Source organism: Lignipirellula cremea, from assembly GCF_056501455.1.
This window is the reverse complement of record NZ_CM151415.1, coordinates 3,072,428-3,085,090: the sequence shown is the minus strand read 5'-3', so window position 1 is coordinate 3,085,090 and position 12,663 is coordinate 3,072,428. Positions and strand designations below refer to the sequence as shown.

Below are 12,663 nucleotides of genomic sequence, written 5' to 3'. Positions count from 1 at the left end.
GTCGTCCGCCCCTCGGGGCGACGCGGCGGACGAACGCGGGAGCGGAACGACATGATCTGGCGGTTATTCGAATACATCGCGGACTCGGCCGTCCTTCGCCCGAGCGTCGATCCGATCCCGTACGAAGACGGGACGAGCCGCAGGGTTCGCTGGACCATCGGCGACGTCGAACTGTTCGTCCGGCGGAACTATCGCGACGCGACGCTGGAACCGGAAGCCTATCTGGTGAAGTTCTCCGGAACGGGCGGCCGCGCCGAACGGAGCTCCATCCACCCGGTCGATCTGGCGACCGACGTCCGGTTCGAAGTCTGGTGCGTCAACCCGCCCGGCTACGGGAACAGCGCCGGGCCGGCGAAGATGCGGCACTTCGCCGCCGCCGCGGATGCCGTGATCGAGATCATCGCGGAAGAGGCGAACGGTCGCCCCATTCTGACGTCGGGCAACAGTCTCGGCACGACGATGGCGCTCTATCTCGGAACGCGTCCCGAAGTCTCGGGCGTCTGGTTCCGCAATCCGCCGCCGCTGCGGCAACTGATCGGCGAAACGCACGCCTGGTGGAATGCGGGGCTCATCTCGCGGGGCGTCGGACGGGCAGTACCGAAGACTCTGGACAGCCTGGAGAACGCCGCCAAGTGCGACAAGCCGGGCCTGTGGATCTGCAGCCTGCAGGACCACGTGGTGCCGGTGCGGTATCAGCAGATGATCGCCGACGCCTACGCAGGGAAGCTCTTCAAGGCCGAACTGGCCAAGGCCGATCACGGCGATCCGCCCGATCTCGACGAGCGGGACGCTTACATCGAACTCAACCGGGAATGGTTGAAGGCCACGCTCGGTCGCGGTCTGGTCGATCCGATCAAGACGGAGGACCTTCCTCACGGTCCCGCCGGAGGCGATACCTGGGGCGAGTATTGACGGGCTTGGTCCTCGGAGGGCTTACACCCTCCGCTCGCCAGGGAGGCTGAAGCAGGGACGGCGATTCACCCGACCAGATCGAGCGCGCCGAAGCGGCCCTGATGCTGGACTTCGTCGCGGATCGCTCGCATCACCGCCAGGAAGCTGTCGATTTGCACCGGCTTTCTGAGCAGGTGCCGCACGCAGGACGGCAGCTCGACCAGATCCTCCTCCTCGGCGTCGGCGACGACGATCACCTGCACGTCGGCGAGGTCGGGCGTCGATCGAAGCACGTCGAGCGGTCCCTCGCCCGAGGGCGAAAGCTGGCTCGAATCTAGCATCACCAGCTCGGGCCGCGGGGCCCGGCGGTAGATCCCCTCCTGCCGCAGGAACTGCATCGCCGCAGCGCGGTTGCGCACAAGCGAAACCCGCTGCCGAAAGGGCAATTGCTCCAGCGCCGCGAGCGTCGCCTGCGCATGCGTCAACGCATCCTCGACGACGAGAATCTCCAGCGGTTTGCCGGTGACCGTGTTCTCGGAGAAGAAGTCGTCCATCGATGTTGGCCAGAGTCCGCGAGACGCGGCGGCGACGGCGGGGGAGAACGTCGATTATGGCAGGCTTGGGCGGGCCTTCAACGGCGCAGGGCGAAAGAGTCGCCGAAAACTGGTGCGTGTCGCACGCACATGCGGCGTTACCGGCGATTTGAATCCTCGTGGAATCGGCGTACAGGCCGCTACCGTTTCGCGAGACGCGTTCAAGGCCGAAAACTCGCGTCAGGCGGATCAGCCTTGCTCTGCCGGACTCTCCGCGCGTGAGTCGCCGCGTTTCCGTTCGGCCACCGCTCGCTCGGCCGCAGTCCGCAGACGGGCCGGCAGCGTTTCCGCGTCGAACAGCAGGAACGACCGCTCCCTCGAATCGAGGACCCGTTCGTCCCGCAGTTCGCGTTCTAGCGTCGCGACCTCCTGTCGCGTCTGCTCGATGCGCTGGCTCAGCCCGCCGCGAAGTTCTTCCCGAGCGTCTGACAGGCGTCGATGAAGCTCCGCGTCGATTCCGGACGAGCCGATCCGAAGCAGCGTCTCCTCGATGCGATCGAGCGTCGGTTCGCTTTTCGAATCCGTCGCCTCTGCAGCGTAGCTCTCGGGATGCTGCGTCAGATCGCGAAGCAGCAGGGACTTCTCGCGCAGACTTCGCTGCAGGGCTTCCGGCGTGCGATCCGTCAGATTGAACGTCGCGGTCGCGATCAGATACGCCGGCGGGCGGACGCCGAACCAGGCGCCCATCAGCAGGTCAGCCGCTTGATCGTACTTGGCGCCGCCGATGCCGTGGAGGAACGCGTCGCCCAGGATCATTCGCATCCAGATCGTCGCTGCGAGCGCCCGCGGTCGAAGCGCGACGCCGCGGCGCGAGAGCGCCTCCAGACGCAGCGCCCCCTCCGACAAATCGTCGAACGGATCGATCGAATGGCGCTCCCCTGCGAGGTCGGAGAGTTCGATCCCGCCTCCGCCGGTCCCGCGAACGAACAGGCGCCGTCGACGGGCATCGTCCTTCGTCCAAATCCAGAAGGGCGCTTCGATCCAGCCGTCCCGCTCGACCAGATCGGGCGCCGGGTGCGTCCTGCTTCGCAGTCGCTGCACCTGCCGGACGGCCAGCAGCGACGCGTTGTAAAGCTGCCGAAAGTCTTCCGCGTTCTGCAGCAACAGCGACGCGAACTCGCGAAAGGACGATTCTTCCGCCAGCTTCGAGAAGGGAATCTCCAGCGTCGAAAGGCCGACCCGACCCTCGTAGCGATGCCGGGCGAGGGCGACGAACTGCCCGAAGCTCTCCGCCGAATGGATCAGGTCGCCGGCTCCTTCGAACAGATTCTTCGCGATCGGTTCGCCACGGCCGGGCCAATGCTCCTGACGAAACGCGATCAGCCGATCGGGAAATGCCTGGAGGTACGACCGGTCGACGATCGGGGCTCGTTCGAACGGCAGCGGAAGCGCGGGGCGATCGACGTCGAGCGACTCCTGACGCACGCCGGCCGGCGTCATCGCCGGGTGAACGACGCTCCGCTTCGCACACAGGTCGTAGTCGATCAGCACGTTGATCGGCACGACCGGGCGCTCGCTCGTGCGGGCCTCCTCCGACAGGACGAAGTTCTTGAACCAGACGCCCGGGTGAAAGAACTCCGGCTGGTGTCCCGAGAGGAGCAGCGTCGCCCGCTCCGGCACGACCGGCAGATCGTCGCGATACGACTGCGACCACGCGACGGCCTCTGCCAGCAGTCGCTCCCGCGCCTGCCGGCGCCATCGCAGCAGTTCCGCGGCGTAAGGCGAATCGGAGACGTCGAACGCCGGCGCCTCGATCGCCGTCGCCTCGCGTTCGCGGCGATTGGCGACGTACAGAGCCTGTCCCGGAAGACGCGGAGCACGGAGCTTCGGATCGGGCGGGTACTCGCGGAGCAGATCGTCGACCGTCACGCGAGTCCGGGCATTCGACGCGGCGACGCTCGGATTCACGACGTTCTCGCTCCGGATCTGCTGAGCCCCGCGTGATCGATCTGGCACGGAGGGCCTACACCCTCCGCTCGCCTGGAACGAACCCAGCGGCGACGACGCCAAACGCAACGATGCCTAGCGGCGACCGCAATCGCGAGCCAGAACGTCCGGCCGGGGAAGGCGCGTGGCGTCGATCGTCCGTTCCATCACCAGGCGATAATACTGCAACCGCACGTCGGAGTCGTCGAGAGCGCCCCCGAAGGAGCGATTCTCGTCGAGGTAGATTCGCGGCACAGGCGCTTCGACGACGGAGAGTTCCGCAGCGACCGCTTTGACCCAAAATTCCAGCGGCATGGCATAGCCCCACTCGCTGATCGAGAGCTTTTTCAGAGCCCCGGTGCGATAGGCCTTGAAGCCGCAGAACGCGTCGGTCAGACGCAGTCCCAGCCGTTGATTCAGTTCCGCCGTGATCGTTTCGTTGATCCGTCGCCGCGCGGCAGGCGCATCGTCGTCTTCGGGCAGATCGACGAGATACCGGCTCCCCGAGACGATGTCCGCGCCCGCGTAGTCGTCGCGCCAGCCGGGACCCTTCTTCGTGAAATGGCAACTCGCGGCGGAGAGGCCCTCGATCAGGTCGCCCATCGCCGCCCGAGCGAGTTCCGGGATCCGCTTGGGCTGATGCTGGCCGTCGCAGTCGATCGTCACCAGGACGTCGTAGCCGCCGTCGATAGCGTGCTCGAACGCGGTCAGCAGGGCCGCACCGTATCCACGATTCTGAACGTGCGTCGCGACGGATAAACGGCCCAACTCTCCCGCCGGAGCGGCAGCCAGTCGAGCGAGAATCTCGGGCGTCGCGTCCTTCGATCCGTCATCGACGGCCAGAACGTCTTGGGAGTGCTTGCGGACCTCGGAGAGCACCCCTTCGAGGTACTTCTGCTCGTTGTAGACCGGAACGGCCGTAAGGACGCGATAGGTCATAGGGAACCCTTCCTGGCCTCGAGGCGAATCGCCGCGGATCGTTCGTATCGGCGGCGATTCCGCTCGTCGACTCAGTTTCGTCAGAGCTTCGAAATTTGCGCGTTTCTGGACGCCATCGCCGGAGGACGACCCGTATCATCCGGCGCCGCCCTTGGCGGACCTTCGATGTCGATGGCGGACGCGAGGTTACGGGATGAACCGGAGCGACGTCGCGCCTCTTCACCTCGCCATGTCGCCTCGACATGGCGAAACGTGCGAACGACGCGCCGATCGGCAGGTTCTCGACGATAGCCGCAGCGGCAGGGAAAATCGAGGATTCTCGCGTCAGCTCCTTCGCGAACCGATCAGCGTCCGCAGCGGCTGCATCGCCTGTCCGGCCTGCGTCGCTTATGCGTAAGCCGAGTCCTCTACGCGTAAAGCATCAGCGGGTTCGATTCGGTCCGGCTGGCCCAGGCTTTCACGTCCCGCAACTCGGCGGAGATCTGCCGGGCAAGCGCTTCGACGCCGAACCGTTCGCTTTCGTAATGCCCCAGCAGGATGGTTTCGATCCCCATCGCCCGGGCTTTCAGTACGTTGTGAAAGGTCATTTCCCCTGTCACGAACAGGCTGCATTCGCGAGCCGCCGCGAGCGCCAGCAGGTCGCCTCCGCTGCCGCAGGCGATGCCGACCTTGTGGTGGGTGGTTTCCAGGTTGCCGCAGAACCGCAGCGTTCCCTGCGGAAACTTTTCGCGAAAGTGCGAAAGCATGTCCTCCAGGGTGGCTGCCGGGATGCAGCTTCCCATTCTCCCGACACCTGCCGAGCCTTCGTACGACGTCGAGAATCCCGCGCTATCTTCGAGCGGAGCGATAGCCTCCAGCCGCAGCATCCGCGCGATCTGCTGATTGATCCCCTGGAACGTCCCGTCGTAGGCCGTGTGAGCGCTGTAGACGGCGATTTCGTGCTCCAGCAGGTCGAGCAGCATCCGCCCCTCCGCATCGTCGTCCGCAATCCTTTTGAAGGGTCGAAACGGAAAGGGGTGGTGCGTGATCACGATCTGCGCCTGACCGTCGATCGCTTCCTTCACGACCTCCGCCGTGAGCGTCAGGCAACAAAGCGCCTTGGTCGCCTCGCGATCTCGACGCCCCAGGAGGAGCCCGACGTTGTCCCACTCCGCGGCGAGTCCGAGAGGGGCGACCTGGCCCAGGTAATCGCAAAGTTCGGCGATCTTCATGCGGATGGCTCAGAGGAGAGGTTCGACGACGTAAGCGACGCCAGGAGTCGTTATTCTCCCCGCTCGAAAGTCAGGCACAAGCGAGGCAGGGTCCTCATGCGGTCGACCGTGCCGGGAAGAATCTTGAATTGATCTTGCCCCGGAATCCGCAGCCCTGTGAAGATGAGGGTCGTCCGTTCGAAGGAATGTCGCAGGAGGCGACGTTCTGAACGCGGACGCGGAATTCAGGGATCGAATTCCGAGGGGCTCGCCGCTTCGGTCGAGTCTCGCGAAGAACTACCAGGGAGGGTTCGCGGTGCAGACCGTCTCCACGATTGCGCTCTGTCTTTCGCTGCTGGGAGCGCCCCAGGACCCGACGCTGGTCTTCGTCACCTCGACGCATTGTCCGCACTGCGACGTCATGAAGCCGATTCTGGCTCGGATGGCCCAGCAAGGCTATCGGATCCAGACGGTCCACGGCGATCAGGACCTTGCGACCGTTCGTCAGCTCGGCGTCAACGGCTACCCGACGTTCCTCCTGATGGAGAACGGCCAGGAAGTCGACCGCCTGGTGGGGTCGAAGTCCTACGAAGCGATGGTCGCCTTCGCCGGCTCCGCGAAGATGGGTGCCGGGCCTGCTTCGTCGCCGCAATTCGGGCGTCCCGAACCCGGCGCTCTGGGCGATGTCCCGGCGCCATCGATGGCTCAGAATTCGCCGCCCGCCGTTCCGCGTCAGCTTCCCGGCTTTCCGGCCGCGCCGCTCCCTGATCCGAACGCGATGGGCGATCGCATGTCGGCGGGTCAAGGTCGCGACGTGAATGATCCGATCGCCCGGGCTCTCGGCGCCACCGTCCGGATCAAGATCGAGGACGACGGAAGCGTCTCCTACGGCACGGGGGTCATCGTCGACGTGCACCGCTCCGGCAACGGAGCCGAGGCGCTGATCCTGACGTGCGGTCATCTGTTCCGCGACTCGAACGGCAAGGCCGCGCTGACCGTCGACTTTCCGACGCGGCAGGACAACCGCCCCGTCCCGGGCAAGCTGCTGCAGTTCGTCGCCGACGACGCTGACGTCGGTGCGATCTACGTCATGCTGCCGTTCGACGTGACGCCGGTTCCCGTCGCTCCCGATCAGTACCGTTCGACCGTGGGGCAGGCCGTCTTCTCCGTCGGTTGCGACCAGGGGGGCGACGCCCGGGTGATGCAGAGCAAGGTGAATTCGATCGATCGTTACGTCGGTCCGCCGAACATCCAGGCGAGCGGAGCCCCCACCCTCGGTCGCAGCGGCGGCGGCCTGTTCGATGCCGAAGGTCGCCTGATCGGCATCTGCAACGCCATGGATGCACAGGACGACGAAGGGATCTACGCGGCGCTGCCGCTGATCCACTGGCAACTCGCCCAGATCGGCCAGGAAGGACTCTACAAGAACCAGGCGCTCGCGGGCCCCGTGATTCAGCCGCTGATCAACAACGTGCCGGGACAATCGCCAGGCGTTCGAGGGGTCGGTTATGACCAGGGCGACGGCAACCCGCTCCAGTCTCTCGGGTATCAGCAGCCGATCGAACAGCCCGCTCAACCGAATCTCGAAGCGACGGTCATCCTCCGCGACCGGAACCGTCCGAACGATCCGGGGCGTACGTTCACCATCCAAAATCCCGCGCCCGATCTGATTCAGGCGCTCCAGCAGCAGAACGGCCAGCGTCTGGGCGGATCGGCCCCGAGCGGGCCGCAGCGCTGAGTCGGACTCCCCTCGCAGCACGTCCCGGTACGCCTGTAGGAGCATCGCCATGATCGCGATTCGCATGACTCGTCCCGCCTTGACGCTGGCGACGCTGGTACTCGTCGGCGCCGCTGCGCAGGCATTCCCCCACGTCGTCAGCCGCGCTCAGGCGCAGCTCGTCACGCCGCCGCTCTCGACCGAGGCAGGCGTTCCCGGCCAGATCGGCGATCCGAACGAGTACCTCAAGGAACAGCTCGTTCTCTACATTCGTCCGCGACTGCCCGAAGAGATGGCGTTCATCGACTACGTCGTGCTGCAGGTCAAGCTGAAGGTCCTGCCCGTGCAGATCCCGAACTCGGCCATGCTCTACGCCCGGGTGAAGCAGCCCTATCCCTTCCCGTACTTCAAGATGGCCGTGCTGGAACTGGCCAAGCGGGAAAAGATCATCCTGGTCAAGCTTCCTCCCAGCACGACGACGCCGCAGACGCTGCCGCGGTAGGGTCGGACGTGGCGCCGGCGCATGAAAAAAGGCTCTCGATCAGATTCGATCGAGAGCCTTTCGCGATTTCAGGGAAGCGATTCAGCGAACCTGCTCAGCGGACCGAGAGGCCGAGCGCGAGCCATCCGTCCTGCGGGACGAACTGCTCGATTCGTCCGCGACCGGCGAGTCGCGACTCGCCCGGCACCGCCAGGCCGTCGGCGCCGACTTCGGCGGGGAAGGCCCGTTCCAGACGCTTCTGCAGGAAGACCCTGAAAGCGATATCGGACGTGCTGAGGTTCTGGGCGCCGGGGAAGACGATCTCGACTTCGCCCACGCGACGGAGCACGACGCCGTTCGGACCGCTGACCGGTTCGTAGGTCGCCCGGGCGTCGATCGATCGACGGATTTCCTGATCGCCGCGAGTGAATCGGCGACCGCGAAGGACGACCGTGACGCGTCCGTCCGCGAACTCGACGGCGATGGGCCGCGTGCGGGGAAGCGTGACCGACCAGGGCTCTTCGTCGAGGCCTTCGGTATCGAGCGCCACGCCTGCGGGCAGGCCCTTGAGCTGCTCCCGCATCTGGTCGCTCGTGATCGTTTTGCCGCCGAGCAGGAGTTCGGCGACGTTGCCGATCGCCGACTCGTGAACGGTCACCTGTAGATCGCCGTCGACCGGAATGACGGGCGGAGTCGCTTCCACGCCGAGTTGCGTCGGACCGGCGACGACCGCGTTTCCGAAGAGCTCGTGCTCCGTCGTCTGGACCGAGATCGCCTGCGGGAACAGTCCGCCCCGTTCGAGCGGCGCGACGAATTCCGCTCCGTAGCGACCGTTCGCCTCGGCCGCGGCGCTGCCGACGCGTTCCTGGATCTGCTGCCGCGCACGGAGCGCCGCCCGCTGGGAGGCGATCGCGTCCGCCTCGCCCTTCTGCTGGGCGATCCGACGGCGAGCGATCGCTTCGATCAGCGGCCCTTTAGCCTGCACGCCGGTGATGGTCGAAACCGTCGGCGCGTGAGCCGACGGAGAGCCGGTCGTGAAGTAGCCGTCGCTGAAGTACAGGGGCTGCGTCGCGTACACGTCCGAATGCCCGATCGAGCAGATCACGACGCCGCGGTTCGTGCCGACGTTGTTCGAGGTCGTGTTCGCGTCGACCACGACGCAGATCGTCGCGCCGTTCAGGTTCGGCTTCAGGTCCAGGCTGGCGTATCCGACGGTCGTCGCCGTGCCGTGGATATCGGTGCCGAGGATCACTTCATGCACGGGGCGAACGTCGTAAACGGGCTGACCGCCCAGTCGCGAAGCCGCCGCCTCGTTCGAGCGAATATAGATGTTGGGTCGACCGAACCGCTGGCGGACTCGCTGAGCGATGCCCGGCGCCTGCTGGGCGCTCTCGAGCCAGCCGACGATTTGTCCGATCTCCGACAGGGCCTGATCGTCGGCGTCGCCGTCGAAGGTCTGCAACGTTTCGGCCAGGCGATCGAGTTGCTGACCGTACTGCTTCTGCAGCTCGCCTTCGTTCAGACGGGTGAAGTAGAGCCGGCTGCCGTACTCTCGTAGCGACGCGCGAAGTTCGAGGAGCGAATCCCACTCCAGCCCTGCCTGCGGTCCGTAGAGCTTCGCGTCGGTCCCCTGAAGCGTCGTCAGATCCGGCTCGGGCGAGCGGAGCGTCTCGGCGAACTCTTTCAGGTTCAGAAAGTTTTCCCATCCCTGACGCTTGTCAGCCGAGGTTCGGGAAAGCTGCGATTCCAGCCGACTCAGGGCCGCAAGCAATCGCTGCCGATCCTGTTCGATCGCGGTGGGGGGAATCGGAACGAAGTTCTCCTTCGCAGCCTGGATTTCATCGACCAGCCCCGCGGTCTGCGCGGCTGCGGGAGAAGGTCCCTGCACGCCGAGCTTGCGGTCGAGAGCCTCCCGGAGCGCGACGAAGCGCCGGTTCTCCAGCCCGGGGACCGATGCCTGAAGGCGAGCTACCGCATCCTGGAAGATCGCGGGATCCGCCTCAGGTTGTTTCGCCGCCTCGACGAGCGTGTCGTAGCCGAGGTACTCCTTCCAGCCGGCGCCGTTCGGACTTCCGTCGAGCCAGGCGCCCAGCGAAGCGAGTTCGCCGGAGAGCCGCTCGTCCGCGCGGACAGCGTTGGCCGTGCCGAGGGCCGAAAAGAGAGCAGCCGCAAGAATTACGACTCCCCGAACTGCCCGTCGTCGCGAACCTTGCATGGGGGGATACTCCTGAAGTCGTCGCAGGGTGTGAAGAGGATCAGCCGCCGCTGGCGTGGACCGCGAAGGCTGGGCGCTCCCAAGATCATAGTGAAACCGCGGCCTCGCCAAGCCTTACGATCGCTTCAAATTCCCTATTCTTCAGCGACCGAGGGATATTCCTGCGAACTCGTTCAGGATATTCCGATTCTCGACCGCTCTTCCCCGGCCCGAGAAGCGGCCATACTTCCCGCTTCTCCCGCACCTTGAGGGCGTCTGTCGCAGGACGATTTTTATGGAAACGTTCACCCTGGAGCAGGTCGCGGTCTATCTGCATCTGACTCCCGCACAAACGCTGCGACTGGCGGAACGGGGGAAGCTTCCGGGCCGGAAGGTGTCAGGCGAGTGGCGCTTCACCGACGATCAGATCCACGAATGGCTGGAAGAGCGGCTGGGAGTCTCCGGCGCTGAAAACCTCGCCGACGTCGAGGCCGTGCTGGAGCGTCGACACCCGGCGGCCGAGGAACTGAAGCTCGCCGCGCTGCTTCCCGAGGCTGCGACCGCGATTCCGCTCGACGCGCGCACCCGACGCAGCGTCGTCGACGCGATGGCGAAGCTGGCCGCACAGACAGGGTGGCTGTGGGATCCCGACGTGATGACCGCGGCCCTGCTCGAACGGGAGACGTTGCATTCGACCGCTCTTGACGTCGGCGTGGCATTTCTTCACCCTCGCCGGCCGATGCCGCATATCCTCGGCGACACATATCTGGCGTTCGGACGGACGCCGCAGGGGATCCCGTTCGGAGGTCCGCGAGGCGTCCTCACGGATTGCTTCTTCCTGATTCTCGCCCTCGACGACGCGGCTCACCTGAAGATCCTCGCTCGCTTGAGCCGCCTGGTCGCGGACGCCGCTCGGCTGACCCGACTGCGAGAGGCGTCGAGCTACGCGGAACTTACGGACCTCCTTCGCGAGTTCGACGACGGCGAAGTCTGACCGCGCCGAACGATCGATCTCTCCCGCTCTCACCGTTTCCGGCTGAACCATGCGCATCGTCTGGCTCGGCGACCGAGAAACGCCGACCTTCCGCCAGACGGCGGAGGCGATCGCCCGCGATCCGCGCGTGAGCGAATTGATTCCCCGATCGCTCGACGCGCCCGTCGTATCGGTCGCAGGCGAACTGCAGTCCGCTGACGGCGTCGTGCTGGGGGTTCACCACTTCGAACCGCAGACGGCCGGCTGGCTGGCGCGATTAAACGAAGCGCTCGACGCGTCGCGCTGGCGAGTCGCGCTCGGTCCCTTCGCGGCGGTCGCGGCCAGGGCGCCCTTCGACGTCCTGCACCGTCAAGGCTTTCTGACGAGCGTCGGCCCCTTCGCGGTTCGCCGCTGGCTCGATCGGCTGGCGAGCAGGCACTCGTCGACGCCGATCGCGTCGCCCCCGCTGCGCGTTCTGATCTGGGAGCCTTCAGGGGAGCGCAGCGGCATCGACCCGCGGGTCTTCGCTTCCGATTCGTCGAACGTCGCGAACGAGGCGACCCTGATTACGCCCCGCACGTTCGGGCTGCCGTTCTCGCCCGACGTAGTGGTCGCGTGGATCACCGCCGACCTGAATCGGGAGGAACGGGTCCATCTGGGTCAGGTGCGGAGCGCGACCTCGCATGCCCGCTGGATCGCGGTCTACGCGACGCCCGCCGCAGCGAAGCGTTTCCCTATGAAGGCGGACGCGACGCTGATCTGGCCGTTCGACGTGGAGGATCTTCGACTCGCGGCGGCCGGCTTCGCCGCCATCCAGGAGAGCGCCCCGCCCCTCGATCGGGCGGCGTGACGCTCCCTCTCTTGTTTGCCATGGCTGGCTTGTCCAGCCGTGCCGAATGGAGAGAACGTCGCACGCACGGCTGGACAAGCCAGCCATGGCACACAGACCGGCAGGGTCGGCATGGCACACAGAGCCGTCGAGCCTGACGAACAAAGCTGGGCCGACCGCTATTCGCGATCGAAGTCGACGCTCTGCGGCAGGTCGCTCAGGCTCTCCAGCCCGAACAAATCGAGAAAGCGGTCCGCCGTGCGGTAGACGGGCTTCGCCCCGGCGCCCCGATCGAGCGCCAGCAGATTCCGCCGGACGAGTTGATTCAGCAGGGCGCCGCTCGGCTTGCTGCGCAGTCGGTCGATCGACTCGCGATCGATGGGCTGCCGGTAAGCGACGATGGCGAGGATATCGACCGCCGCCTGCGACAGGCGAACTTCCTTCAGCCGCCCGTGGAAGCGCTCCCGCAGATCGCCCAGATCGGGACGGAGGACCATGCGGTAGCCCTCCGCCGACGCGACGATCGCGTAGGGGCAATTCAGCTTCTCGTACTCTTCGTTCAGCTCCGCAACCCAGGCGTCGATCTCGTCCGGGCGCACGCCGCGCATCGACGCCGCCGTCCGTTCGGCAGAAAGCGCCCGATTCTCCGGATGACCGACGAAGAGCATCGCCTCGAGGATGCTCTTGGGCGTAACGACGGACGTATCTTCCGCGGGCGGAATTTCGTCGTCTTCCTCGCCCCCCTCGCTTGCCGCGACCGCCGGGTCGACGTCGGAAACATCTTCCTCCGCCGCATCTTCGTAGGGATCGTCGCCCTGGCGGAGCAGATCCGCGAACGCCTGCGACAGATCTTCCAGCGACAACCCGCCGTCGTCGGGCGCGGCGTCGAACAGCGAGTCGCGGTCGTCGGCGAAATTCATCGGAGACAGA

General features: G+C 65.9%; 11 protein-coding genes. 5 read left to right on the top strand and 6 right to left on the bottom strand.

What is annotated here, in order from left to right:
• The first annotated feature begins 51 nt into the window (after positions 1-51).
• On the top strand, positions 52-912 hold the full coding sequence (locus tag SH602x_RS12140; protein WP_479477036.1) for an alpha/beta fold hydrolase: 861 nt from the start codon (positions 52-54) through the stop codon (positions 910-912).
• Positions 913-977: 65 nt separating this feature from the next.
• Here the strand turns inward: SH602x_RS12140 and SH602x_RS12135 are convergent, their stop codons facing one another.
• From SH602x_RS12135 to SH602x_RS12120, 4 genes are all read right to left on the bottom strand, one after another.
• Positions 978-1,445 carry a response regulator gene (locus SH602x_RS12135; protein ID WP_479477035.1) on the bottom strand — a complete coding sequence of 156 codons (468 nt, stop codon included), beginning with the start codon at positions 1,443-1,445 and terminating at the stop codon, positions 978-980.
• Positions 1,446-1,673: 228 nt separating this feature from the next.
• Entirely contained in the window at positions 1,674-3,392 is a 1,719-nt protein-coding gene (locus SH602x_RS12130; RefSeq protein ID WP_479477034.1) for a hypothetical protein, read from the bottom strand.
• A gap of 114 nt (positions 3,393-3,506) precedes the next feature.
• Positions 3,507-4,349, bottom strand: coding sequence for a glycosyltransferase family 2 protein (locus tag SH602x_RS12125; protein WP_479477033.1), 843 nt, complete (start codon positions 4,347-4,349; stop codon positions 3,507-3,509).
• A 407-nt stretch (positions 4,350-4,756) separates the two neighbouring features.
• The gene (locus tag SH602x_RS12120) at positions 4,757-5,560 is read right to left on the bottom strand and encodes a Nif3-like dinuclear metal center hexameric protein (RefSeq protein WP_479477032.1); all 804 of its coding nucleotides are present in this window, start codon (positions 5,558-5,560) and stop codon (positions 4,757-4,759) included.
• 295 nt (positions 5,561-5,855) lie between these two features.
• On the opposite strand from SH602x_RS12120, the gene SH602x_RS12115 reads away from it, so the two are divergent.
• Both SH602x_RS12115 and SH602x_RS12110 read left to right on the top strand, forming a co-directional pair.
• Positions 5,856-7,277 (top strand): trypsin-like peptidase domain-containing protein, encoded by a 1,422-nt coding sequence (locus SH602x_RS12115; RefSeq protein WP_479477031.1) that lies wholly within the window; start codon positions 5,856-5,858, stop codon positions 7,275-7,277.
• A 49-nt stretch (positions 7,278-7,326) separates the two neighbouring features.
• A complete protein-coding gene (locus SH602x_RS12110) occupies positions 7,327-7,758 on the top strand; it encodes a hypothetical protein (RefSeq protein ID WP_479477030.1) in 432 nt (143 codons plus the stop codon).
• A gap of 94 nt (positions 7,759-7,852) precedes the next feature.
• On the opposite strand, the gene SH602x_RS12105 is transcribed toward SH602x_RS12110, so the two are convergent.
• The gene (locus SH602x_RS12105; protein ID WP_479477029.1) at positions 7,853-9,952 is read right to left on the bottom strand and encodes a hypothetical protein; all 2,100 of its coding nucleotides are present in this window, start codon (positions 9,950-9,952) and stop codon (positions 7,853-7,855) included.
• 274 nt (positions 9,953-10,226) lie between these two features.
• On the opposite strand from SH602x_RS12105, the gene SH602x_RS12100 reads away from it, so the two are divergent.
• Together SH602x_RS12100 and SH602x_RS12095 are read left to right on the top strand one after the other, a co-directional pair.
• Positions 10,227-10,925 (top strand): PTS sugar transporter subunit IIA, encoded by a 699-nt coding sequence (locus tag SH602x_RS12100; protein WP_479477028.1) that lies wholly within the window; start codon positions 10,227-10,229, stop codon positions 10,923-10,925.
• A gap of 49 nt (positions 10,926-10,974) precedes the next feature.
• Complete coding sequence (locus tag SH602x_RS12095; RefSeq protein WP_479477027.1) at positions 10,975-11,754, top strand: hypothetical protein; 780 nt, start codon at positions 10,975-10,977, stop codon at positions 11,752-11,754.
• Between the two features lie 158 nt (positions 11,755-11,912).
• Here SH602x_RS12095 and scpB read toward each other — a convergent pair whose 3' ends face one another.
• On the bottom strand, positions 11,913-12,653 hold the full coding sequence (gene scpB / locus SH602x_RS12090; protein ID WP_479477026.1) for an SMC-Scp complex subunit ScpB: 741 nt from the start codon (positions 12,651-12,653) through the stop codon (positions 11,913-11,915).
• Positions 12,654-12,663: the final 10 nt, after the last annotated feature.